Source organism: Gallibacterium genomosp. 1 (genome assembly GCF_000771875.1).
Lineage (GTDB): Bacteria > Pseudomonadota > Gammaproteobacteria > Enterobacterales > Pasteurellaceae > Gallibacterium.
Genome location: NZ_JPXX01000025.1, coordinates 22,474 through 46,556 on the forward strand (window position 1 = coordinate 22,474; position 24,083 = coordinate 46,556).

Annotated in this window: 23 protein-coding genes; 7 read left to right on the top strand and 16 right to left on the bottom strand. The window is 38.5% G+C overall.

Going from position 1 to position 24,083, the window contains the following annotated elements; all coding sequences use genetic code 11:
* The first annotated feature begins 11 nt into the window (after positions 1 to 11).
* Genes rluD through JP36_RS09050 form a run of 3 tightly spaced genes read left to right on the top strand, consistent with a single transcriptional unit; the run spans position 12 to position 3,782 of the window.
* On the top strand, positions 12 to 986 hold the full coding sequence (rluD, locus tag JP36_RS09040) for a 23S rRNA pseudouridine(1911/1915/1917) synthase RluD (RefSeq protein WP_039174026.1): 975 nt from the start codon (positions 12 to 14) through the stop codon (positions 984 to 986).
* Positions 986 to 1,732, top strand: coding sequence for a peptidoglycan editing factor PgeF (pgeF, locus tag JP36_RS09045; protein WP_039174027.1), 747 nt, complete (start codon positions 986 to 988; stop codon positions 1,730 to 1,732). Before rluD ends, pgeF begins: the two co-directional genes overlap by 1 nt.
* Positions 1,733 to 1,754: 22 nt before the next feature.
* A complete protein-coding gene (locus JP36_RS09050) occupies positions 1,755 to 3,782 on the top strand; it encodes an LTA synthase family protein (RefSeq protein ID WP_052119485.1) in 2,028 nt (675 codons plus the stop codon).
* Positions 3,783 to 3,875: 93 nt separating this feature from the next.
* Here JP36_RS09050 and JP36_RS09055 read toward each other — a convergent pair whose 3' ends face one another.
* The 16 genes from JP36_RS09055 to seqA form a co-directional block, all read right to left on the bottom strand.
* The gene (locus JP36_RS09055; RefSeq protein ID WP_039174029.1) at positions 3,876 to 6,740 is read right to left on the bottom strand and encodes a valine--tRNA ligase; all 2,865 of its coding nucleotides are present in this window, start codon (positions 6,738 to 6,740) and stop codon (positions 3,876 to 3,878) included.
* A gap of 20 nt (positions 6,741 to 6,760) precedes the next feature.
* Positions 6,761 to 7,357 (bottom strand): zeta toxin family protein, encoded by a 597-nt coding sequence (locus JP36_RS09060; protein WP_039174034.1) that lies wholly within the window; start codon positions 7,355 to 7,357, stop codon positions 6,761 to 6,763.
* Positions 7,347 to 7,523 carry a hypothetical protein gene (locus JP36_RS11550; RefSeq protein WP_018347122.1) on the bottom strand — a complete coding sequence of 59 codons (177 nt, stop codon included), beginning with the start codon at positions 7,521 to 7,523 and terminating at the stop codon, positions 7,347 to 7,349. Before JP36_RS11550 ends, JP36_RS09060 begins: the two co-directional genes overlap by 11 nt.
* 17 nt (positions 7,524 to 7,540) lie before the next feature.
* Positions 7,541 to 7,975 (bottom strand): GNAT family N-acetyltransferase, encoded by a 435-nt coding sequence (locus JP36_RS09065; RefSeq protein WP_039174037.1) that lies wholly within the window; start codon positions 7,973 to 7,975, stop codon positions 7,541 to 7,543.
* Complete coding sequence (locus tag JP36_RS09070) at positions 7,975 to 8,412, bottom strand: DNA polymerase III subunit chi (RefSeq protein WP_039174039.1); 438 nt, start codon at positions 8,410 to 8,412, stop codon at positions 7,975 to 7,977. The genes JP36_RS09065 and JP36_RS09070 overlap by 1 nt, the downstream gene beginning before the upstream one ends.
* A gap of 98 nt (positions 8,413 to 8,510) precedes the next feature.
* Positions 8,511 to 9,113: a recombination mediator RecR gene (gene recR / locus JP36_RS09075; RefSeq protein WP_013746785.1), complete on the bottom strand. Its 603-nt coding sequence runs from the start codon at positions 9,111 to 9,113 to the stop codon at positions 8,511 to 8,513.
* A gap of 72 nt (positions 9,114 to 9,185) precedes the next feature.
* Positions 9,186 to 9,515 carry a YbaB/EbfC family nucleoid-associated protein gene (locus tag JP36_RS09080; RefSeq protein ID WP_039174040.1) on the bottom strand — a complete coding sequence of 110 codons (330 nt, stop codon included), beginning with the start codon at positions 9,513 to 9,515 and terminating at the stop codon, positions 9,186 to 9,188.
* 72 nt (positions 9,516 to 9,587) lie between these two features.
* A complete protein-coding gene (gene dnaX, locus JP36_RS09085; RefSeq protein WP_039174042.1) occupies positions 9,588 to 11,753 on the bottom strand; it encodes a DNA polymerase III subunit gamma/tau in 2,166 nt (721 codons plus the stop codon).
* Positions 11,754 to 11,774: 21 nt separating this feature from the next.
* On the bottom strand, positions 11,775 to 12,320 hold the full coding sequence (gene apt, locus JP36_RS09090; protein ID WP_039174043.1) for an adenine phosphoribosyltransferase: 546 nt from the start codon (positions 12,318 to 12,320) through the stop codon (positions 11,775 to 11,777).
* A 107-nt stretch (positions 12,321 to 12,427) separates the two neighbouring features.
* On the bottom strand, positions 12,428 to 13,378 hold the full coding sequence (lpxM, locus tag JP36_RS09095; RefSeq protein ID WP_039174046.1) for a lauroyl-Kdo(2)-lipid IV(A) myristoyltransferase: 951 nt from the start codon (positions 13,376 to 13,378) through the stop codon (positions 12,428 to 12,430).
* 10 nt (positions 13,379 to 13,388) lie between these two features.
* Positions 13,389 to 14,153, bottom strand: a complete 765-nt coding sequence (locus tag JP36_RS09100) for a TSUP family transporter (RefSeq protein WP_039174048.1) — start codon at positions 14,151 to 14,153, stop codon at positions 13,389 to 13,391.
* Positions 14,154 to 14,175: 22 nt separating this feature from the next.
* Complete coding sequence (mepA, locus tag JP36_RS09105; RefSeq protein WP_039174051.1) at positions 14,176 to 15,021, bottom strand: penicillin-insensitive murein endopeptidase; 846 nt, start codon at positions 15,019 to 15,021, stop codon at positions 14,176 to 14,178.
* Positions 15,011 to 16,099: a chorismate synthase gene (gene aroC, locus JP36_RS09110; RefSeq protein ID WP_039174054.1), complete on the bottom strand. Its 1,089-nt coding sequence runs from the start codon at positions 16,097 to 16,099 to the stop codon at positions 15,011 to 15,013. The genes mepA and aroC overlap by 11 nt, the downstream gene beginning before the upstream one ends.
* A gap of 23 nt (positions 16,100 to 16,122) precedes the next feature.
* Positions 16,123 to 19,458 (bottom strand): mechanosensitive channel MscK, encoded by a 3,336-nt coding sequence (gene mscK / locus JP36_RS09115; protein WP_039174055.1) that lies wholly within the window; start codon positions 19,456 to 19,458, stop codon positions 16,123 to 16,125.
* Position 19,459: 1 nt separating this feature from the next.
* Complete coding sequence (gene menE / locus JP36_RS09120; RefSeq protein WP_039174057.1) at positions 19,460 to 20,914, bottom strand: o-succinylbenzoate--CoA ligase; 1,455 nt, start codon at positions 20,912 to 20,914, stop codon at positions 19,460 to 19,462.
* Entirely contained in the window at positions 20,914 to 21,570 is a 657-nt protein-coding gene (gene seqA, locus JP36_RS09125; protein WP_234702178.1) for a replication initiation negative regulator SeqA, read from the bottom strand. The genes menE and seqA overlap by 1 nt, the downstream gene beginning before the upstream one ends.
* 172 nt (positions 21,571 to 21,742) lie before the next feature.
* Here seqA and JP36_RS09130 point away from each other — a divergent pair, with 172 nt between their 5' ends.
* From JP36_RS09130 to fur, 4 genes are all read left to right on the top strand, one after another.
* The gene (locus JP36_RS09130; protein WP_039174063.1) at positions 21,743 to 22,531 is read left to right on the top strand and encodes an alpha/beta fold hydrolase; all 789 of its coding nucleotides are present in this window, start codon (positions 21,743 to 21,745) and stop codon (positions 22,529 to 22,531) included.
* Between the two features lie 111 nt (positions 22,532 to 22,642).
* Positions 22,643 to 22,924 carry a LexA regulated protein gene (gene ybfE, locus JP36_RS09135; protein WP_013746773.1) on the top strand — a complete coding sequence of 94 codons (282 nt, stop codon included), beginning with the start codon at positions 22,643 to 22,645 and terminating at the stop codon, positions 22,922 to 22,924.
* A 1-nt stretch (position 22,925) separates the two neighbouring features.
* On the top strand, positions 22,926 to 23,450 hold the full coding sequence (fldA, locus tag JP36_RS09140; protein ID WP_039136432.1) for a flavodoxin FldA: 525 nt from the start codon (positions 22,926 to 22,928) through the stop codon (positions 23,448 to 23,450).
* Between the two features lie 168 nt (positions 23,451 to 23,618).
* Complete coding sequence (gene fur / locus JP36_RS09145) at positions 23,619 to 24,062, top strand: ferric iron uptake transcriptional regulator (protein ID WP_039094609.1); 444 nt, start codon at positions 23,619 to 23,621, stop codon at positions 24,060 to 24,062.
* Positions 24,063 to 24,083: the final 21 nt, after the last annotated feature.

Consider the following 24,083-nt stretch of genomic DNA (forward strand, 5'->3'; position numbering starts at 1 on the left):
TTAAAAACACGATGGAACACAAAAAACTAACAGCAGAGGTTCAACCTCATCAATTAGGTCAACGTTTAGACCAAACTTTAGCAGAATTGTTTCCGGAATATTCTCGTTCTCGCATCAAAACTTGGATCGAAGCTGGTTTAGTGCAGGTAGATAATAGGATTGTTACCGTACCTAAAGAAAAAGTGTTCGGCACGGAACAAATCATTATGCAGGCAGAAATAGAAGAAGATACTCGTTTTACACCACAAAATATTCCGCTTAATATTGTATACGAAGATGAACATATCCTTGTAATTAATAAAAGCAAAGATCTCGTTGTCCATCCGGGGGCAGGTAACCCCGATAATACCGTATTAAACGCTCTTTTATATCATTATCCGCCGATTGCGGAAGTGCCGCGTGCTGGGATTGTACATCGTTTAGACAAAGACACCACCGGTTTAATGGTGGTTGCCAAAACAATAGAGGCACAAACCAAACTGGTTCGTGCATTACAAAAACGGCAAATTACTCGCGAATACGAAGCCATTGCCAGCGGTATTATGACGAAAGGAGGAACGATTGATCAGCCAATGGCGCGCCATCCTACCAAGCGCACACATATGGCGGTACATCCATTAGGCAAACCGGCGGTCACTCACTATCGCATTATGGAGCGTTTTCGTAATTACACTCGCTTAAGATTGCGACTTGAAACCGGACGTACGCACCAAATTCGCGTACATATGGCATATATCGCGCATCCGTTACTTGGCGATCAAACTTATGGCGGACGCCCTAAACCACCAAAAGAGGCAAGTGAAGCATTATTAACCGTATTACGACAATTCCAACGTCAAGCACTGCACGCTATTATGTTACGTTTAGAACATCCGATTAGCGGTGAATTAAGGGAGTGGTATGCACCATTGCCGGATGACTTTGTCACATTAGTCAATGCACTAAAAGCAGATTACGAACTACACAAAGATGAGTTAGATTATTGATGGACGCAATTTACCCAAATTGGCAAGTGCCGAATAATATTCACGCCTTAAGTACTCTACGTAGCGGCGGTTATAGCTGCGGTGCTTATGCCGGTATGAATTTAGGCGATCACGTTGGCGATACCGCAGAAATCGTTGCTAAAAATCGACAATTGTTGGTAGAACAATTTCAATTGCCGCAATCACCAACTTTTCTCACGCAAATACACAGCAATCTTGTTAAAAGATTGCCTCTTAACAGCGAAGATAAAACCGCAGATGCCTGTTACAGCAACCAACCTAATCAAGTCTGCCTCATTATGACAGCAGATTGCTTACCGGTTATTTTTGCTGCCGAAAATGGTCAAGAAGTTGCCGCTGCCCACGCCGGTTGGCGAGGGTTAGCCAACAGTATATTAGAAAATACCCTGCACTGCTTTAACGCGCCGGCAGATAAAATTAAAGTCTGGCTTGCTCCGGCTATCAGTGCCAAAGCATTTCAAGTCGGGCAGGATGTTTATGATGCCTTTTGTTTAAATAATGAAACGGCAAAACAGGCGTTTAAGATTGATGACCAAAATCAAGGTAAATATTTTGCAGATATTTATCAATTAGCAAGAATTCGTCTACAACAAGCAGGCGTGCTATCTAAAAATATTAGTGGTGGCGAATATTGCACTTACTCCGAGCCGGAAAAATTTTATTCTTATCGTCGAGATAAAATTACAGGAAGAATGGCGACATTAATTTGGTTTGAAGATAAATAACTCTCGTTTGGGGAATTCATAAATGACTTTTTATTTAAACTTTCTCTTTATTCTCACCATTTTATTTTTTTATTTTGTTTTTCAAACCACATTGATTAGAAAATATATGGTAAAAAGTTTCATCGATACGGATTTATTGCAAGATCCTCAAAATTACCGTTCATTTTCTCGTATGTGGAGAATGGGGTATCGCTATGATGCCAAAATCAGTGCAATAATTATTGCTGTTCCTTTTATTATTGGTTCAGTTTTAATCGCATTTTCGCTTTATCAAGCGACAATTAGCTTCTTCAGTTTCTATATTTTTCTAATTTCATTACTCTTTACCGGTATTAATATCGGTAACTATTTTTACTTTAAAACCTATAAAAGCTATTACAATATTTTTATGTTTGGTATTGTCGAAGATGATACTAAAGCCGTCTTAAATAATATTTGGGAAGATTATCCTATTCTTAAACTAATATTCCTCACCATTATAGCTGCTGTTTTCCCTACATTTGTTTTTATTTGTATTCTAAATCAACAACCCTTAGCAATAAAAAATTATAGTACATTCATTACTACTATTTTTAGCTTAATCATTTTTATCTATCTTGCTTATGCTGCTAGAGGGTATTTTTTCACTCATCCATTAGCAAAAATGCACGCCCAAGTTTCCTCATTAAGTATTATTAATCAAATGGTGCCGAATGGCATTATTGCAATGAAATGGGCCTTTGAAGATCGAAAACGTGACATTCAATTCTCAGCCGTTGATAAAAAACAGGGTTCAAAATTAATCAAACAATTTACAAAAATTATTCCGACAACCCAATGTTTCGAGTACGAAAATCCTCAACAATTTTTTATTGATAAAACTGAAAAAAATACTTTTTTGCAACAAAACCCACCACATATTGTTATGGCTTTAATGGAAAGTTTTGGCAATAATTTTTTACAACTTGATAACACTGAAACAAATGATTTGTTGGGGAAATTGCGCAAATATTTTCAGCAGGATTATTATTTTAAGTTTTTTACTTCCGACTATAATGGCACAGCACCATCACTATCTTCTCTCTATTTTTATAGTCCGATTCAAAATATTAGCCAATCGATCGCACAAAATAAAAGTTTGTTACAAACTCCGTTTTTTATTTATAAAAATAAAGGTTATAAAACCGTTTTTATTACTGCAGGAAATATTATGTGGCGTAATTTAGCCAACTATATGCCGCTGCAAGGTATTGATGAACTTTACGATCAAAACTCGATTATAGATACATTTCCCGAATCAAAAACTACCCTCTCCTATTGGGGTGTTGCTGATGAATATGCTTTTAAATTGGCAGAAAAATTATTGCAAGAAAGTAACCAGCCACTTTTTATTAATATTCTAACAATGACAAATCATCCACCGTTCAAAGCACCGGATCACTATCATCCTTTTGTGGTCAATCCGGATATATTGACTGGGAAGATTTTAGCTAAGGATAAAACTGAACAGAAAAATATTTTGCAGGCATTCCAATATGCAGCAAATGCATTAGGCGAATTTATTGAAAATATAGAAAAGAGTGCTATTGCAGAAAAAACAATTATTGCCGCAACAGGTGATCATTATATGCGTGCAATGGAAAATCGTTTTCCGCTTGATCTGTTTTTAGATAAAACAGTACCATTTTTTATTCATATCCCATCAACTATAAAAGCAAATTTAGCAATAGACTTTAATCCTTATAGATTGGGTTCACATAAAGATATTATGCCTACGTTATTTGCATTGAGTCTATCTGATTGCGAATATTGGCATTTGGCTGGAAGAAATTTATTATCGAATCAAGCAGAGAATAAATTCAATTTTGCTTTTAATGAAACCGTATTTATTACCCCTGATGCAGTTTACGATCTCCATTCTGAAAATATTGTCAAATATCAGTGGAATAAACAGAATGGTGAAACTGAAAAGCAACTTGAGATAGGTGAAGAGGAAGCAAAAGAAATAAGATCTTATTCCCAGCTATTATATTGGCAAATTAACTATCAAGTTGAAGGCATAAAAGAATAACATTATTTATTAATAACAAACCTACGAGCTATCGTAGGTTTTTACTTATATTTTTAAGGCATATCTTCAAAAAGATATGCCTTTTATTTCTACTTATAACGCTTCAATAGCAGCATATTGTGCTTTTAATTTATCAAGACCATCCAAATAGCCTTGCATTTTTTCGCGTTCTTTAGCAATGACTTGCTCAGGGGCTTTCGCCACAAAAGCTTCATTGCTCAATTTGTTTTCAATGCGCGCAATTTCACCATTGAGTTTCTCTAGTTCTTTGGTTAGGCGTGCTAATTCAGTGGCTTTATCAATAAAGCCAGCCATTGGAATAAGAAGTTCCGTGTTGCCAATCAATTTGGTTACTGAGAATGGTGCTTCTACTCCATCGTTTAACACTTCAATGCTATCTAATTTCGCCATACTTGCTAATAATGTGCAATTATCGGCAAGAATTTGTTGCTGTTCTGGCGTTAAATGGCGTAATAATGCCTCTAAGCCTTTACTTGGAGCAATATTACGTTCCGCACGGATATTACGCACCGCGATGATAATCTCTTTCAGCCAGTTGATTTGCTGTTCGGCTTGCTCATCAAGCTGACTTGGCTCACATTGCGGATAAGGCTGAAGCATAATGGTGTCGCCATTCACGCCCGCAAAGCCTTTCACTTTTTGCCAAATTTCTTCCGTGATGAATGGAATAATCGGGTGAGCTAAACGCAACAATTTTTCCAACACATTCACTAGCGTACGGCTCGCCCCACGTTTTTGAGCTTCTGAGCCTTGAGCGAACACAGGCTTGGTGAGTTCCAAATACCAGTCGCAGAACTGATCCCAAGTAAATTCATAAATCGCGTTGGCGGCTAAATCAAAACGATATTGCCCAAATGCGGTGCGGACAGCTTGGGTTGTACGGTTAAACATCGATTGAATCCAACGATCCGCAAGGCTATATTCCACCTCGCCCTCAGACAAATCTAGCTTCTCATTGGTTAGAACGAAACGGCTCGCATTCCATAACTTATTACAGAAATTGCGGTAACCCTCCAAACGTTTCATATCCCAGTTAATGTCACGTCCATTGCTGGCAAGGGCGGCGAGGGTGAAACGCAAGGCATCAGTACCGTGAGCAGCAATGCCATCGGCAAACTCTTTGCGGGTGGCTTTAGCGATTTTTTCCGCTAATTGCGGTTGCATCATATTGCCGGTGCGTTTTTCTAACAAATCTTCAAGGCTGATGCCGTCAATCATATCAATCGGATCAAGCACGTTGCCTTTTGATTTCGACATTTTTTGCCCGTTTTCATCACGGATCAAGCCCGTTACATACACGGTTTTGAACGGCACTTGCGGCTTGCCATTTTCATCTTTGATGAAGTGCATTGTGAACATAATCATTCGTGCCACCCAGAAGAAAATGATGTCAAAACCTGTGATTAACACATCTGTTGGGTGGAACATTTTCAGTTCTTTTGTTTGCTGCGGCCAGCCAAGCGTGGAGAACGTCCATAAAGCAGAAGAGAACCACGTGTCTAGCACATCTTCATCTTGTTTGAGTTTCACGTCAGAATTTAAGTGATATTTTGACCGCACTTCTTCTTCACTGCGAGCCACATAAATATTACCCTCTTCATCATACCAAGCTGGAATTCGGTGTCCCCACCACAGTTGGCGAGAAATACACCAGTCTTGAATATCACGCATCCACGAGAAATAAAGGTTTTCATATTGTTTCGGCACGAATTGGATTTCGCCATCTTCCACCGCTTTGGTCGCCACTTCTGCCAACGGTTTTACGCTCACATACCATTGATCGGTCAGCATTGGCTCAATCGGCACACCACCCCGATCGCCATAAGGAACTTTAAGATCGTGCGGTTTAATTTCTTCCAACAAACCTAAAGCCTCAAAATCTGCCACGATTTGTTTACGTGCGGCAAAACGCTCCATTCCACGATATTTCTCAGGAATTTCCGCCACATAATCCGCTAACGGCTTATTATCTACGCCGATGATTTCCGCTTCATCACGAATATCCGCATTCAAAGTCATCACGTTCACCATTGGCAACTGATGACGCTTACCCACTTCGTAGTCGTTGAAATCGTGAGCAGGTGTGATTTTCACTACTCCCGTTCCAAATTCACGATCCACATAATCATCAGCGATAATCGGGATTTCACGATTCGCCAGCGGTAAGATCACGGTTTTGCCGATAAGAGATTGATAGCGTTCATCTTCAGGGTGTACCGCCACCGCGGTATCGCCCAGCATTGTTTCAGGACGGGTGGTCGCCACCACTAAATAATCCTTACCGTCTGCTGTTTTTTCACCGTTCGCCAATGGATAGCGGAAATGCCAGAGCGAGCCTTTGCTTTCCTTATTTTCCACTTCGAGATCGGAAATCGCGGTGTGTAGTTTTGGATCCCAGTTTACAAGGCGTTTCCCACGATAAATCAAGCCCTCTTCGTGCAAACGCACAAAGACTTCTTTCACCGCATCAGAAAGACCATCGTCCATCGTGAAACGCTCACGATCCCAGTCAATCGAGTTACCCAAACGGCGCATTTGCTGGCTGATTGTGCCACCTGAATAAGCTTTCCAATCCCAGATTTTTTCGATAAAGGCTTCGCGTCCGTAATCGTGGCGAGTTTTACCCTCTTCTGCCGCAATTTTACGCTCCACCACCATTTGCGTAGCGATCCCTGCGTGGTCAGTCCCCGCCTGCCAAAGGGTGTTATCCCCCTCCATACGATGAAAACGGATAAGCGTATCCATTAAGGTTTGCTGGAAAGCGTGCCCCATATGCAACGATCCCGTTACATTCGGCGGCGGAATCGCAATACAATAACTCGGTGCATTCGGATTTTCATTCGGCTTAAAATAGCCCTGTTCTTCCCAGTGTTTATAAAGTGCTTGTTCTACGGCAGAAGGATCAAAACGATCTTCCATTTCAAATTTTTGTGTCATTGGTTTTTCTCTGTTTTTAACTAAACTAAATTAAAATCTAACTGTAATAATTCTGCTAATAAATCCTCACACCAATCAGGTAATACTTTTTCAAATTGAGTAATCCTTTTCGATTTAGAAAGATGAAAAATAAGTATCGGCATTTCCGCTGAATTATCATAAATAAATGCTTCATCACAAAAAGGTAATGCTAAAATTAAATTTTGCCGACTAATATCATAACGTTTACGAATGGTAGTTTCATCAATAAAATGTCCACCATTAGCTACTCTCGCCTGCACCCTTTTCACATTAATGTCAGGATCATTGACCCCGATATAATTTAATCTTACGTAAAACCCTTTTGATTTAGCTTGTTGCATACGATGCAAAATAGACTTTCCTGCAAGAGTCGATTCCATTGAAAACGAAACCTGATTTTTAAGTGCATACTTAAATAATTCAACCGCTTTTCTCCCCGCCTCTATATCTGCGCGTCGAGGATTTTGTGGATTAAGTTCCATCGCAATATGATCAGAATCAATCACTACTTGAACAGAATCCTGATTAAAAGAACGTAAGGTGCTTTTTCCAGCACCATTTGTCCCACAATAGAAAATGGCTAAATTATTCTGCATATTTAATCACTTCTTCGTGTCCATCTGGATAATGCTGAACAATATTTCCATTAGGACGTTGAAATGTCAGCACCTCACGCTTTTTCTTATCTTCCATCCACGCTTTAAAAAGAATATGCAACTGCCGTTGTTGTTCAATGATTTCTTCTTTTGTCATTGGTTTCATTATTTCTTCCTCCAACCTTAGCTCGCCAATTTCATATCCAAATGCGGTATTCCATCTTCTAAATATTCCGTTGAAATGGCTTGGAAGCCGAAAGATTGATAAAAATCCTGTAAATAAGTTTGAGCTTGGATTAGCACGGGTTGAGTTGTCCAATGTTGTTGGCAATAAGCCAACGCTTGTTGCACTAATTCTTTGGCTAAGCCTTTGCCCCGTGCCTGTTGTGCTACTAGCACTCTACCTATATGCACACCGTCATCTTGTGGGATAATGCGGCAGTAAGCACAAATTTTGCCGTCAAATTCTTGCCAAAAATGCACCGCACTTTTATCCCAGTGATCCACTTCTTGATAGGCACATTGCTGTTCCACCACAAACACGGCGGTGCGTAATTGATAAATGGCAAACAATTCTTCTGTGCTAAGTTGGGCGAAAGATTTTGCAATCCACGACATTAAATTTGCTCCGTACTCAACTGCCACCCTAGCTGCCGATAATATTTATAGCGTTCTCTGGCTAGCGCTTTCAGTTGTTCATCTGCCGGAACAAATTCTATCACTTGAGGGAAAAGTAATGCAAATTCAGGAACCTGTAATGATAATGAAATTAATAGATCTCGCCGTTGTGAATTACGCTTTCCCGGCCAACAGATTTCTACCGGCGTCATAAAACCGCTAACCTCACCGGATAAATTATGCGGGACAAACTGTTGTGGCTCTCGTTGCCATAACAGTTCATCAATCAACAAAGCCTGCTCTTCATTTTGGCAAGAAATCAGTACTTTCTTTCCTAATCGCCACGCATCTGCTGCCAAATCACACGCTTTATTTTCTAAAGGATTTTCTTGTATAGTTACCTCAGAAAAAACATAAAAAAGAGCCTGTTTTGCCATAATTATCCTGCTTATTCATAGAATTGAGTTATTGTAACGTAAAAGGAAAATAGGATAAAGAATCGCCCATACAAATGATGAAAATCCAATTTGCTTTACTACTTTAATTCTCGTCTTCCTATAAACGAATGTGATAACGTTGTACCGTCCACCATTTCCAGCTCACCACCAACCGGAATACCGTGAGCAATACGGCTCACTTTTACACCATACTGTTGACACATTTCTGCAATATAATTCGCCGTCGCATCGCCTTCAATTGTTGGATTAGTCGCTAAGATCACTTCAGAAAAAGATTCTGTCTGCAATCTTTTCTGTAATAAGTCCAAGCCAATCTCTTTTGGCCCGATACCATCCAATGGCGATAAATGTCCCATTAGTACAAAGTAACGACCTGAAAATTGCCCTGTCTGTTCAATCGCCTGAATATCAGAAGGCATTTCCACTATACATAACTGCCCGTTCTCTTGGCGGCGATAATTATTGCAAATATTACACACCTCCTCTTCTGTAAAAGTTCGACATTGACTACAATGACCGATATGAGCCATCGCTTCTGTCAACGTTTTAGCCAAATTCATTGCACCGCTACGATCACGCTGTAATAAATAATATGCCATTCGTTGTGCAGATTTTGGACCGACTCCCGGCAAACAACGTAAAGCATCCATCAATTCATCAAGTAAAGGGCTAATTTGCATAATTAAAGAAAGGACCTAATTGAAATTATATTTAACAACATAGATAAGGGAGCCTATTGCTCCCCATCTTTATTAGAAAGGCATTTTAAAACCTGATGGTAATTGCATTCCGGCTGTAACGGAAGCCATTTTCTCTTTTTGTAATTCATCCGCACGGCGTACTGCATCATTAAATGCAGCAGCAACCAAATCCTCCAACATTTCCTTATCATCTTCTAATAAAGAAGGATCGATCTCCACACGGCGGCAACTATGTGCACCATTAACTGTTACTTTAACCAAGCCGGCACCAGATTCTCCTGTAACTTCCATCTGTGCAATCTCTTCTTGCATTTTCTGCATCCGTTCCTGCATCTGTTGGGCCTGTTTCATCAAGCCTCCCAATCCACCTTTTCCAAACATAATGTTTACCTATCTATTGTGTAGTGAAAAATAAAAGCTGTATTTTAACTGAAAAGTATATTTGTGCAATTCTCAATGATTCGATTTACCTGTCGGACGAACGGAATCTAAAGCAATCTTAGCCTCAAATTGTTGCATAAAATCCTGTAACACCGGATCTTGTTGCAAATTTTGTTGTGCTTGAATCACTAATTGCTGATAAATTTCGTTGCGAATCTCAAACGGTGTTTTTTGATCTCCTTGATAAACATCAAGCTCAATCCGCATTTGATTCCCGTAAAAATCTTTCAATGCTTGTGTAATAAAAGCCGAATCTAAAGTTTTTAATAAATTAAAGGCTTCAGGACGCAGACCTAATTTCAAAAAATCATCTGTTTTTTCAAGGATCACCGATTTTAATAAAATACCTTTGCTATTGCCCTTAACTGCCATTTTTTCAATATCACTGCTCCACTCACTCTGTTTTGCAGTTAAAGCAATAATCTGCTCCAATACTTCAGGCGTATATCGTTTCAATAAAGTTTGTTTAATTTCCGAAGGCTTTACTGCCTGTCCCTGAAGTGCCAATGAAGGATCGCTCCAAGACCAGTGATAATCCTCATTGATACTTTCATTTTCGCTTTCTTCTTCATCGTTGGCTTCAGTACTAGCTTTTTCCCACAACGAAGATGATGGTTCTGCAACATCTATATTATGAGCATAATCATTTGTTATAAGCTCCCTATTTTCAGGTTCAGAATTCTGTTTTCTTGAAATTGAAGGAGGTACTTCATTTACTGACCGAATAGCTCGATCTTCTACAAGATCAAACTTTTTTTTTTCGCTCTCTACAACATTCTTATTATCCAGAACCATATGTGCCGTCTGCCCTTGTTCTAGATTAGAAACCGCTTGCAGAATACTCAAAGATTGTTGTGCTGAAGACTTAATCGACTGTTGTTGATTGCTATCCGCCGGTATAGTCGCTTCATTACTGTCAATTTGCGGCTGCACGACCTGTTTCCAACTACTACCTGTAGTTTCCCCATTCACAGGGGTTATTTGTACATCATTACTCGTACTCTGTTGTAGCGAATGCTGTACAGAAAAAGGTGACTTCTCAATTTTTTCAGAGGTAATTTCTGTATGAGAAACAACTGCCGTTTCATTAGGCAAGGAAAAACGCTTTGGATGAAACGCCAATGCACGCAACATCGTCATCTCAACACCAATTTTGGGATCCGGTGAATAAGACAGTTCTTCTCGTCCTTTAACCATTAATTCGTAATAGAACTGCACATCCTCTGGCGAGAGATTTTTTGCTAATAAAGTTAATGCCGTATTCGCTTGTTCAGGATTTGGCGGTAGGAACTGCAACATAGCAATTTGATGTAACGTTTCTGCCATCTCCTGCAATACTCTTTCCCAATCAACGCCTTGTTGTGTAATCTCATACAACACTTGCATTGCTTGCTCACCATCTGCTTGAGAAAGCGCTTTTAATAAGGCGATTGATTTATCGTTATCCAACAAGCCAAGCATCATATTGACATCATTGACATTAATATTGCTATTACTCAAGGCTATCGCTTGATCGGTTAAACTTAAAGCATCACGCACACTGCCTTGTGCCGCACGCGCAATTTTCATCAAAGCTTGTGGTTGATAATCGATATGCTCTTTTTGCAATAATTTCTGCAAATGTGCAGCAATCACATCCGCATCCAACGCTTTTAAATGAAATTGAATGCATCGGGAAAGAACAGTAATTGGCAATTTTTGCGGATCGGTCGTTGCCAAGAGGAATTTGACATATTCGGGCGGCTCTTCCAATGTTTTTAACAACGCATTAAAACTATGTCGAGATAACATATGCACTTCATCGATAAGATAAATCTTGAATCGACCACGTACCGGTTTGTATTGCACATTATCCAGCAACTCTCGAGTATCTTCGACTTTAGTACGTGAAGCCGCATCGATTTCAATCAGATCAATAAAATTCCCTTCTTTAATCGCACGACAATTTTCACATTCACCGCACGGAGTAGCTGTAATCCCTTTTTCACAATTTAATCCTTTGGCAAACAGACGAGCAATAGATGTTTTTCCAACACCGCGAGTGCCGGAAAACAGATAAGCATGGTGTAATCGTTGATTATTTAAGGCATTGGTCAACGCAGCAATAATATGCTCCTGCCCTACTACATCAGAAAACTGATCCGGTCTCCATTTACGCGCCAATACCTGATAACTCATACTTTCCCTTTTTATCTTATGTTAGTGTCCGGCAAAATCCACCAATGTAAAAGGTTCTACACCCAATTTACGCAAACGCTCTTCACCACCTAATTCGGGTAAACTAATAACAAATGCAGCGTGTTCAACTTTACCGCCTAAACGTTGAATCAATTTAATAGTGGCCTCCACTGTGCCGCCGGTCGCCAACAAATCGTCAATAATAAGCACATTATCATTTTGATTGACTGAATCGGTATGCATTTCTAGAGTATCCTGACCATACTCTAATTCATAAGATTGCGAAATCACTTCACGCGGCAATTTACCTGGTTTTCTCACTAAAATAAAAGGCACATTTAAAGCCAACGCTACCGGCGCACCGAAAATAAATCCTCTTGATTCTGTACCGGCAACTTTTGTAATGTTTTTATCTTTAAAGTACTCTGTGATTAAATCGATAGTTGCTTTAAATGCTATCGGAGTTTCGACTAAACTGGTAATATCACGGAAAATAATGCCTTCCGCAGGATAATTTGGAATAGATTTAATTGATGATTTAATTAATTCTTTTTGCTGTTGGTTCATTATAATTTGCCTAACAAAAATTATACAGCTTCCGCTGTTCTCAAAGTTTCGTATTCTAACAGTGCTACTTCTGAAAAAATACACTTTTATATCAAAAAATAAAATTTCTATTGATAAATATCAACGCCGTCTTTACGCGTTCTCAGTAATCGTAAAATCCAAACATACTGTTCTGGTGTTGCCGTTACAAATTTTTCGATTACTTCATTCATTAACCTTGCACTTTGATGCTCATCGTCTGTCAACGCTAATGGTGCATCAATCTCAATTTCATAACGTCCTTGTTGTACGTTATAACGGGCAAACATTGGAATTACCACAGCTTTAGCGATTTTGCACATTTTATTCAGTCCGGGTAATGTCGCCTTGTAAGTTGCAAAAAAATCGGCATAAACACTTAATTCTTCGCCATAATCTTCATCCGGCAGATAATAGCCCATCTCCCCTTTGCGGACTGCATTCAGAAAAGGCTTAATTCCATTTTGGCGTGCGTGCATTTTGCCGCCGAAACGTTCTCGAACCGTATTCCAAAGCCAATCTACCAGTGGATTTCGATGTGGATTATACATTGCGGTCATTGGCATTCCTTGCGTATGCAAAATGATACCGGAAGCATCAATAGCCCAAGTATGAGGAACCAGCAAAATAATATTTTTACCCTGCTGTTTTGCCTGACGTAAATGCTCTATACCTAAAAACAGACTCCTTTTTTGCAAATGCTTAGTGGAACGCAATGCTATTTCTCCAATTCCCAACATTGTTTGTGCCACTGTAATAAACATTTTGTCGATCACTTGCTCACGCTGCTGTTCACTCCAATGTGGAAAACAGTAACGTAAATTGACTTGTGCCCGTTTTCGTTGTTTTTTTGCTATTTTCCCGACCAATAAACCAATTTTCGCTGCCAAAACATCACGGCAACGAAACGGCACAAAAGCCAATAAAGCTAATAAAAACACACCAAACCAAACACCCCAAAATTTTGGAAGCAGATAACTCCAACGGAACTGAGGTTCATACCCTGCTCGTGCTGTAATTCTTCTATTTTCGTCAGACATCTTATTCTATTCAGTTAAACCAACCATAGTCATACATCATTTTTGCCGTCATAATAAATGCCATTATGACTACCATTGGACGAATTAATTTTTGCCCTTTAGTTAATACCATTTTGGCACCTAATCTTGCTCCTAAAAAACCACCAATCATCATAACAAATCCAAGCATCCAATAAACTTCTCCACCCAAGATAAAAAAGACTAATGAGGTAAAATTGGAAGTGAAATTCAAAATTTTAGCGTGAGCTGTTGCTTTTGCTAAATTAAATCCTAATAAAGTAACAAAAGCGACACACAAAAAAGAACCTGTTCCCGGACCAAAAAAGCCATCATAAAAACCAATCGGGAATGCCGCTGCTAATGCAAATGCAGTAAAACTTAAACGTTGATGACAATCTTTCTCACCTAATTTAGGGGAAAATAAAAAATACAAGCCAACAATCAACACCAAAATAGGTAATAACGATTTGATCACAGATGCATCAATTAATTGCACTGAAATCGTACCAATCATTGCACCAGTAAAAGTACCAATAACCATCTTCCAAACAGTACGCAAATCTACCGCTTTTTTTCTCACAAAATAAAGACTTGCAGAAAAAGAACCGCCACTTGCCTGTAATTTATTAGTCGCTAATGCCGCTGCTGGCGGTAATCCAGCTGCCAATAATGCAGGAATCGTGATCAATCCACCGCCTCCAGCAATAGCGTCAATAAAACCGGCTACTCCAGCCAATAAAAAAAGAATCGCATAAATATCTAAGCCGATGTCCATTTTTTCTCCTCTATTTGCTGTGTTATTGTGCAAACCACTGCTGTTTATCAGGGGAATCTAATAATTGTTGACACAAAAAAGGCAATTGTGGTGTTTTTTTCGGTGAACTCGGCACAGTTGTAGAATGAGGTTTAAACCACGACATCAGCTCCTCACCACAACCGTCTCCAGCAGGAATCGGTGTCTGCTCTTCACAATATTGAGCTCCCTTAGGGCAATGTAAACGTACGTGAAAATGAGCATCGTGTCCAAACCACGGACGTAATTTTCTTAACCAACTACGATCACCTTTAACCGTTTGGCACAGTTTCAATTTAATCGCCGGATTGACAAAGATTCTTGCCACTTTATCATCCTGAGCCGCTAAACGAATTAATTCTGTCTGATTTGATGTCCAAACACGCTCATCTACCCGTTGCGCTTTGCGATCCACCATTAAAATAGCTGTCGGGTTTAAGGCCTGCTTTGCGCTCATTGCCCCCATTTTTAACCAAATATCAGCATCCAATCCCATTTGATGGCTAGCGTGCCCGCTAGCAAAACGACCACCAGCGGGCATTGCAATATCGCCAACTAACATTGTCGGCAAACCTGCATTTTTAACCTTTTGTCCCAAACGCTGCAAATAATTCAACATCTCTGGATGCCCGAAAAAACGCAGCTTTTGAGAGCGAATCACCTGATACCCTTCACCTTGTAAAGGCAACGCCTGTGCGCCAATAATACAACCATTGCTGTAACTGCCAATTGGCAACGGATCACCAGCAATCGGTCGCTTAATTCTTTGCCATTCTGTTTCCGCTAAACCAACATTCATCAAACTAAAAATAACACAGAGCGCTAAAACAATTCGCTGACTAAGCTTCATTTTTTAATCCACATTGTCCTTGATAACGTAATAAATGATCCATTAACACGATCGCTACCATTGCCTCTGCAATCGGCACTGCACGAATACCGACGCAAGGATCGTGTCTGCCTTTGGTGACCACATCAACTGCTTGATTGTGCAAATTTACGCTGCGTCCCGGAATAGTGATGCTAGAGGTCGGTTTTAATGCAATTGTCGCTACTATTGGTTGCCCCGAACTGATCCCTCCTAAAATTCCACCGGCGTGATTGGAACAAAAACCTTGCGGTGTCATTTCATCACGATGTTGACTACCACGCTGTGTTACCACTGCAAATCCATCACCTATTTCCACACCTTTAACCGCATTAATTCCCATTAAAGCATGTGCCAAATCGGCATCCAAACGATCAAAAACCGGTTCACCTAATCCAACTGGAACATTTTCCGCCACCACGGTCAATTTTGCACCAATAGAATCACCGGTTTTCTTTAATTCTCGGATTAATGCATCGAATTTTTCAATTGTTGCCTCATCCGGACAGAAAAATGGATTACTGTTAACAAAATCCCAATCAATTTTCTCTAATTGTTGTGCCGGCACTTGGATATCACCAATTTGAGATAAAAATGCACGAATTTTGATGCCGAAATGCTGTGCAAGATATTTTTTAGCAATCCCTCCAGCTGCAACACGGATTGCGGTTTCCCGTGCGGAAGAACGACCGCCACCACGATAATCTCTAATGCCGTATTTCTGTTGATAGGTATAATCAGCGTGTCCGGGACGGAAACGATCTTTGATCTCACTATAATCTTTAGAACGCTGATCGCTATTTTTAATCAATAAACCAATACTTGTTCCCGTTGTTTTTCCTTCAAACACACCTGATAAAATCTGTACTTCATCATCTTCCCGACGAGGAGTTGTATAACGAGACGTTCCCGGTTTACGTCGATCCAAATCCGGTTGAAGATCTGCTTCACTCAATTCTAATCCTGGCGGAACACCATCAACAATACCACCTAATGCAATACCGTGCGACTCTCCAAACGTCGTTACTTTAAATAGTTGTCCAATACTATTGCCTGCCATATTCGCTTCCTCTTTCTAATACTTTATTGTGTTAATTTATTTTCTGTCGATGTCGCCACTTTCATTTCTTCACCGCTTTGTTGATTTTTGATAAAAACATCCAACTGATTAAAGGCGATTTCAATATTATTTTCTGCAAATAATTGATTAATTCTGCGATTCAAAAAATCTGTTGTTGGCAATCTGTCCGACAAATCTCCTACATAAACACGCAATTCGTGATCCAAAGTACTAGCACCAAAAGTAAGAAAATAAGCTTTTGGCTCTGGTTCTTTCAACACTTTTTCACAATCCTTCGCTGCTTGTAACAACAATCTTTTCGTTAAATCCAAATCTGAACCATAAGCAACCCCGACGGTAATAACCAAACGCGTGATCGTGTTAGACAATGCCCAGTTTGTCAAACGTTCCGTTACAAATGCTTTATTCGGAACAATCACTTCCTTACCATCATAATCAACCAATGTGGTTGCACGAATACGAATTTTGGAAACCGTACCCGAATATTCACCGATAGTAATGGTATCACCAATACGTACCGGACGTTCAAACAGGATAATAATACCAGAAACAAAATTTGCAAAAATTTCCTGCAAACCGAAACCAAGACCAACAGATAATGCCGCAAATAACCACTGCAATTTCGACCACGACATTCCCAATGTTGAAAATGCCCAAGCAGCGCCAATTGCTACGATAAAATAGGTTAATAAAGTTGTAATAGTATAAGGCGCACCTTGTGAAAGTTTAATTCTCGAAAAAACAAACACCTCTAATAAACCAGCAATATTTCTGACTAACACATAAGTGACTAATAGAATAAAAATTGCCAATAACATATTTAATAAGGTGATAGATTCCACTACCGTGCCTGTTTCAGTGGCAACCGTCTGTTGCCACAAAGTGATGCTTTCCAAGTGATACGCCACTGCTAATAAATCTGACCATACAATATAGTAAAAACAGACTAATACTGCCCATAATGCCCATTCAGCAATACGCGCCACCTGTTGTTTAACCTGACTCAATGCCAATTCGGAATCTTTAGTATCAATTACAATTTCCTCTGAACGCCCATTTTCATTTTTATTTTGATTTTTCTCCCGCTGCTCTTTTAAGCGTTTATACGCTAAACGTCTTGCTGATACCGCTAATGTGCGATCTGTAATCTGTTTGATTAATACCCATAAAACAGTAACCAAATAACTAGCAATAAAATGCGTAATTAAATTTAAAGCAGTATAGTAATAACCAACGACAATCAACACGATCAATGCTATCGGAATTAATAGTAACAATACACGAATAACTTTCAACAATACAGGCCCAACGTGTTGAGAACCGCCATCATTTTCTTGTGTTGCTTCATACTTTCTTACCGCATATCCAAAACGAGGGGCAATAATTAAGACACAGAAAATCAACGCCGAGATAGTAATAACCTCGCCTATAACATCATTAGTCAACGGCGTATTACTCATATCGCTAATCAGAGTGGTATTAATTAAGAAAATAATCGCCCAAATCGAACGCTTTAATACCGCTAAAAATAACTTACCACTCTCTTTTGCCAAACCAAAATGGCGATAAACAAGACCATTTGGTTTCAATAATTCAATCAAGAAAGAAAATAGCCACCAATAACCTGCCATTTTTAATGTCCACGGCCATGCTAAAATAGGATCGGCAATGATGAAATGCCCCACCAGCACAAAAATGATTAAAAACATCAATGGATAAGGCACTACTAATATTGCTGTTAACAAAATAGCTAACGGCGTATGCCACTGACTATCTGCATTTAATGAACCAACTTGAGAATTTATCTTTGCTAGCCAAGATTGTAGTTTCACTTTTTGTGAATAAATCAATGCTGCAACTAAAGATAGGAACAAAACAAAGCCTAGCATCGGAATAAGATTACGACTGAAATGGCGCGTGTCAATCGCATTACTTATATTCTTTAACTGTGTCAACGCCAAATTCGGAAATGAGACTATCCAATCCCAATCAATTGGATTATTGCTCTTAACCCAGAAACTCTGCTGTTGTAATTTTTGTTGCAAATCATCACTAATTAACCTGACCTGTTGCTGATTTAACTCAATAGTAATCGCTAAATTTAACTGTGTATTTAATAACTTAAGAATATCCGAATAAATTTTCTTCCGCTCAGATAATACCGAAATTAAAGTGCTTTTCTCAGCATCACTCAATCCTGAAGAATTAGGTAGCTTAGTGATATACTCTTCCGGTGCGTAAATAGCATCTCTTGCTTGCGTTAAATCAAAAATCTGTACACGCAGATCAGCAATACGCTTTCCCAAACCTTCTATCGTTTGATCGGTCGGTAAATTCTGTTTTTGCTGATTAATAATACGGGATAAGACTAAAGTCCCCTGCAATGCACTAATCTGTTCATCAATACTACGCTGTGTTTGTGTTAAGTTATCCAACACATTTTTAATGCGTAAACTCTCTTGCGACAATTGATTGGAAGTTTGAGTTTCACTCAATAACTGCTGACTTAATTGCGTATTCTGATTTAACTCATTCTGAATCAATGGATTAACATTGTCATCCTTTGTCTGTTGAGATTTCTCTAATTGCGCTAATTGTTTTTTAGAGGCATCTAAACGTTTGTTATTGAGTACAGATTGCAATGCTTGTTGTTCACTTTTCGCCTGCTGTAAATAGTAAGTTTTTTGATCACGCTGTAATTCATACCAAGAGTTAAACGTAGAACTCTCTTTCAATAAAGTTTGATTATAGTCATTCTGCGCTTCAATCAATGCTAGCTCAATTTGATATTTATTCACAAAAATCGGATCGAGCTGACTATCCGCTAACGCTTTATTAATCGTCTGTGTTTTTGCCAAATTATCCCTTAATATCGATTGAATTCGATCTGGCAACGTCTGTTGGCTTACTAATTTAGAGGCAATTTCATTTAGTGTAGTTTGCAACTCATCCACTTTTTGAAAAGAGAGCTCCATTCTCTTTTGTAGATTATCTTCCGACAATTTTGCTAAATCATCGGTATTGATTGCATTATTAGAATTTGTTTTAAGTTTTTGTAACTCTGCCTGTAATTTAGGAATTTCTATTGTTGCCGTTTTAATCTGACTGTTCAGCTCGTTTGTCTGTTTTTTCTGCTCATCCAACTGTTTCAATAAATCCAAACTGTCATTCAATGCAGTTAGTAATTGTTGTTGCGTGGCTTCATTACTGTTAGGATTTGCTTTTTGTGCTGCAATTTGCGTCTGGATATCGTTCGCGGAAGGAATTTGAGCCTGCACATTAATACAGGCAAATAAAGCCGCCAAAAACAGCACGAAAACAAAAATACGTTTGCACATATTATTCCTCTGAATTTTGTAAAAATAATGATAATTGTTGAGACAAAAAATGTCGGGAAACTTTAATACCTACAGCCGATGGCATAACTCTTTCAAATGGATAATAGGCGATAGGTTGCTTAAATTTTTCTAATTTTTTTCGCAAAATAGCTTGAACTCCATTCACTTTATCAAAACTAAAGCCTCCCACAAAATCAATAACAGCAACCGGACGCTGCCCATATGTTTGATCTTCAACCGGCAAAACAACAACCTGTTTTACATCAGGTTGTTGCAAAATAAAAGACTCAATCTCTTCAGGTTGGATATTTTCTCCACCTGAGATAAACATATTATCAATCCGTCCCTGAATAAATAATTCTTGCGTATTTTTTCCCAGATAACCTTTATCTCGCGTTGCAAACCAACCCTCTTTATTTAGTAATGTTTTTATCTCACCATTTTTTTGCCAATAACCTAACGCCAGTGTTTTACCTCTCACCCAAATTTCCCCTTCAACCAATTGATACTCTCGCAACGGTAAAAGATAACCGACACCAGCACTGGAATCACTTTTTTTCGCAAATACAGTCGATGCAGCTTCCGTCATTCCATAACCAGAATAACAGTGAATACCAGCGTTGATTGCTTGTTGAGTCAACGCCACCGGAATATGCGTCCCACCCAACAAAATATGAGTTAAACGAAAGGATGAAATTTTATCGTCCTGTAGAAACTGAAGAAACTGCTGTAATTGTGTCGGTACCAAAGAGCTGTGAGTAACCTGTAATAAATCTTGGTAGATATTGTCACCGACACAACGTAAACAACAACCGTTCTGTAACCAACGCCAAATTACGCCTTGTCCGGAAACGTGAAACAATGGCAATGACAGCAGCCATTCACTGCTCGCATCAATCTGTAATAACGGTGAAATACCTTCAGCACTGGATAAATGATGAGATATTGTATGAACTACAGCTTTCGGCAGCCCAGTTGAACCGGAAGTTAAAGTAAAAGTCAATGGGCATTTTGTCGCCAACCTTTGTTGAATTACATCATCCGCTAAACCAAAATCAAGCTGTTGTAACTTACCTACTTCCAAGCTATTTACATTTAGTTGCGTGCAATCTAGCAAATAATCCATATTGCACTGTTCACAAATTTGTATAATTTTTTCTGCCGGAAGCATCGGATTAATCACTAACACGCGACATCTCATACGTAATGCAACTAAATAGGCAATCACTAATTCAGGTTGATAGCGTCCAATTAATGCAACACCTTTACCTAAACTGATACCTTGTGTTTGCCAATTCTCCGCCCATTGCTCAATCAATTGATATAAATCACGCCACGTCAAATAATGTTCAACAATAGAAAAGCGGGTTTTATTCCCGCTTTTAATTTGCTGTTTTAATTTAAATTTTAATGCAATTTCTGCTGGTTTTAGCTCGGCATATTGTTGCCATAACATCAAATTGTTTCCTCTTCAATATGTGGCGATGTAAACTGAAATGCCACTAATTGTACTAAATGCTCAGGCACATACATTGCTCGCATAACAGACTCTAACATATTTAATTTTCTAGCTGTATTATTATTTGTTGCCACCCAAAACGGTGATTTCGGAATTTGTTTAGGGTTAACGCTACTACCGGAAGCTTCGATCTCAGCTACTTCCAAAGAAAAATAAACTCTTGAACGACCTTGGCTCACTTCTGTTGCACTCGAAAAGCCTTCCGGATTAGCACGGTAAAGCATACTTAAAATCATTAAAAAACGATTAACCTGTTTATCTTCGTGCAGAAATTCTGCGGAACTGATGAGTTTTTGAATTTGTCGATTCGTATGCTCAATTACCTCTTTGCTCGGCTGTTTCGGTAATACAGGCGTTTGTTCAGAAGTCGTCAGACTGAATTCTCTCTCCGCAGTGGCTTCGCCTTCCGAACGGCTATTATTACTCTGATTACCCATCTCCACAACATTCGATGAAATATGCTCTTTTTTTGTTTGAACTTGAGGAAAATTTAATAATCTACGTAAAATTGTTGAGGCATCTTCACCGATTGCTTGCGTGTTACTGGCAATATATTGGTAAAGTTCGTCATCAATACTAATTGTTTTCATCATTTGCTCCAAGTTCTGCTAAATGACCATTATTATACGTCATAACAAGACAAAGCCGAAAATAAAATCCGCATTATGTTTAATTTATCAACCATTTTTTCATAACTGATTAAAACTTGATCCTTATTAAGAAATATTTTATCTTCAACCATCATTTCCTTAGATAAAATTTATTATGATCACTCCATTACTTAATTTCGATTATCAACCCTCTGCAAATGCTCAAGCAGATACTCTTGTTTTTATTCACGGACTTTTTGGTGATATGAACAATTTGGGCATCATTGCTAAAGCTTTTGATCAACAATATTCTTTATTAAGAATCGATTTACGTAACCACGGCAGAAGCTTTCATCACGATGAGATGAATTATCCATTAATGGCTGATGATTTATTACGAGCTCTGCAACATCTTGGCCTGAAGAAAGTCATTATTATCGGACATTCAATGGGGGGCAAAACCGCTATGCAATTTGCATTGACTTACCCTGAATATGTAAAAAGTTTAATTGTACTCGATATTGCACCGGTTACTTATACCCATAACGAACACAGCACTATCTTCCAAGCATTGTTTGCTGTTGCTGAAGCTCAATCGGAAACACGCCAACAAGCAAAAGTTATTATGGAACAGTATATTGAAAACTCGGCAATTTTACAGTTTGTCTTAAAATCATTTGATGCAAAACAGCCTCAAAGATTCCGTTTTAATACCAACGTGTTGTTTAAACGTTATCAACAACTTATGGATTGGTCTGAAAACGATAATGTATGCACGTTGCCTACGCTATTTATTCGTGGTGGAAATTCCAATTATGTATTACCTCAATACAGAGATAAAATTATGCAGCTTTTTCCTAATGCTAATGCATTTACTATTAATGGTGCTGCACATTGGGTACACGCCGATAAACCACAATATGTGATTCGAGCAATTGAAAGACATCTACAACAAAAGTCATAAATTTAAATGGCGTGATATTTTCAGTTTGCTGGAAACTGTGATATATTGCACGCCACAAAACAGCTTATCAATCTCAAGTAGTCTGAAAGATGGTTTTCAGTGAGTATAATAATGGCAAAACAAGAAGCAGATTGCATAACATTAGACTTATTTGCTCACGTTGCTAAAGTCGGAAGACCTCGCACAAATCCGCTTAGTCGCGAACAACAAATCCGCATTAATAAACGAAATCAGTTACGTCGCGATAAAGCTGTGGGTCTAAAACGAGTTGAACTAAAATTACACACAACAATGGTAAATCAACTTGAACAATTAGCAGAAACGGCAAATATGAGTCGTCAACAATTGATCGAACAAATATTACAAACATATTTAGACAAAAATAGGAATTAATATGGCACTTATTGGTTTATTTTATGGTAGCGATACTGGTAATACAGAAAATATTGCCAAAATGATCCAAAAACAGTTAGGTAGCGAACTCGTTGATATTCACGATATAGCCAAAAGCACAAAAGAAGATATTGAAGCTTACGATTTTATTATGATCGGAATCCCGACGTGGTATTACGGTGAAGCGCAGTGTGACTGGGATGACTTCTTTCCAACCTTGGAAGAAATAGATTTTACAGATAAATTAGTTGCTATTTTCGGTTGCGGTGATCAGGAAGATTATGCTGATTATTTCTGTGATGCAATGGGAACAGTCCGTGATATTATCGAACCTCACGGTGCGACAATTGTCGGTTATTGGCCTACGGAAGGTTATCACTTTGAATCATCAAAAGCACTGATCGATGAAAAAACTTTTGTCGGATTATGTATTGATGAAGATCGCCAACCGGAATTAAGCAATGAACGCGTTGAAAAATGGTGTAAACAACTTTATAGCGAAATGTGTTTAGATCAACTTGCTTAACCCCTTTAATTATCATTTGCATTCAAAAACGAAATAATCCATACTTCTGAAATGGATTATTTCTATCTTCTTAATAGAAATTTTCAGTTATCCATTTATCATTCATAAAGTTAAGATATACAAAAATTTATGACATTGATTTAATTAGAGGCGAGTATGACAACAAATATTGTAGACGAAAACATTAAGTTATTAAAAAAAGTGGGATTAAAAATTACTGAACCACGTTTAAAAATCCTCTCATTAATGCAACGTACTCCGGTACAACATTTCTCAGCTGAAGATGTTTATAAATGGTTGCTTGAAGAAGATGAAGAAATTGGATTAGCAACCGTATACCGCGTTTTAAATCAATTCGACGAAGCCAACATTCTTATTCGCCATAATTTTGAAGGAAATAAATCTGTATTTGAGCTTGCTCCGCAGGAACACCACGATCATATTATTTGTATGGATTGTGGCAAAGTGTTTGAATTTAATGATGATCTTATTGAGAGAAGACAAAAAGAGATCAGTGAGCAGAACGGAATAAAATTACTTTCACACAGTCTATATCTCTATGGTAAATGTGCCGACATTAAAAATTGTGAAGAAAAAAATCAAAATAAATAATTAGTATAAATAAATGGTTGC

What these genes read in the sequence shown, in the direction of transcription:
- aroC (WP_039174054.1), bottom strand. Translation starts at nt 16,099, where the DNA reads ATGGCAGGCAATAGTATTGGACAACTATTTAAAGTAACGACGTTTGGA.
- JP36_RS09050 (WP_052119485.1), top strand. Translation starts at nt 1,755, where the DNA reads ATGACTTTTTATTTAAACTTTCTCTTTATTCTCACCATTTTATTTTTT.
- dnaX (WP_039174042.1), bottom strand. Translation starts at nt 11,753, where the DNA reads ATGAGTTATCAGGTATTGGCGCGTAAATGGAGACCGGATCAGTTTTCT.
- JP36_RS09055 (WP_039174029.1), bottom strand. Translation starts at nt 6,740, where the DNA reads ATGACACAAAAATTTGAAATGGAAGATCGTTTTGATCCTTCTGCCGTA.
- JP36_RS11550 (WP_018347122.1), bottom strand. Translation starts at nt 7,523, where the DNA reads ATGAAACCAATGACAAAAGAAGAAATCATTGAACAACAACGGCAGTTG.
- mscK (WP_039174055.1), bottom strand. Translation starts at nt 19,458, where the DNA reads ATGTGCAAACGTATTTTTGTTTTCGTGCTGTTTTTGGCGGCTTTATTT.
- recR (WP_013746785.1), bottom strand. Translation starts at nt 9,113, where the DNA reads ATGCAAATTAGCCCTTTACTTGATGAATTGATGGATGCTTTACGTTGT.
- JP36_RS09070 (WP_039174039.1), bottom strand. Translation starts at nt 8,412, where the DNA reads ATGGCAAAACAGGCTCTTTTTTATGTTTTTTCTGAGGTAACTATACAA.
- pgeF (WP_039174027.1), top strand. Translation starts at nt 986, where the DNA reads ATGGACGCAATTTACCCAAATTGGCAAGTGCCGAATAATATTCACGCC.
- JP36_RS09130 (WP_039174063.1), top strand. Translation starts at nt 21,743, where the DNA reads ATGATCACTCCATTACTTAATTTCGATTATCAACCCTCTGCAAATGCT.
- JP36_RS09080 (WP_039174040.1), bottom strand. Translation starts at nt 9,515, where the DNA reads ATGTTTGGAAAAGGTGGATTGGGAGGCTTGATGAAACAGGCCCAACAG.
- lpxM (WP_039174046.1), bottom strand. Translation starts at nt 13,378, where the DNA reads ATGTCTGACGAAAATAGAAGAATTACAGCACGAGCAGGGTATGAACCT.
- ybfE (WP_013746773.1), top strand. Translation starts at nt 22,643, where the DNA reads ATGGCAAAACAAGAAGCAGATTGCATAACATTAGACTTATTTGCTCAC.
- JP36_RS09100 (WP_039174048.1), bottom strand. Translation starts at nt 14,153, where the DNA reads ATGGACATCGGCTTAGATATTTATGCGATTCTTTTTTTATTGGCTGGA.
- rluD (WP_039174026.1), top strand. Translation starts at nt 12, where the DNA reads ATGGAACACAAAAAACTAACAGCAGAGGTTCAACCTCATCAATTAGGT.
- seqA (WP_234702178.1), bottom strand. Translation starts at nt 21,570, where the DNA reads ATGATGAAAACAATTAGTATTGATGACGAACTTTACCAATATATTGCC.
- JP36_RS09060 (WP_039174034.1), bottom strand. Translation starts at nt 7,357, where the DNA reads ATGCAGAATAATTTAGCCATTTTCTATTGTGGGACAAATGGTGCTGGA.
- fldA (WP_039136432.1), top strand. Translation starts at nt 22,926, where the DNA reads ATGGCACTTATTGGTTTATTTTATGGTAGCGATACTGGTAATACAGAA.
- JP36_RS09065 (WP_039174037.1), bottom strand. Translation starts at nt 7,975, where the DNA reads ATGTCGTGGATTGCAAAATCTTTCGCCCAACTTAGCACAGAAGAATTG.
- mepA (WP_039174051.1), bottom strand. Translation starts at nt 15,021, where the DNA reads ATGAAGCTTAGTCAGCGAATTGTTTTAGCGCTCTGTGTTATTTTTAGT.
- menE (WP_039174057.1), bottom strand. Translation starts at nt 20,914, where the DNA reads ATGTTATGGCAACAATATGCCGAGCTAAAACCAGCAGAAATTGCATTA.
- apt (WP_039174043.1), bottom strand. Translation starts at nt 12,320, where the DNA reads ATGAACCAACAGCAAAAAGAATTAATTAAATCATCAATTAAATCTATT.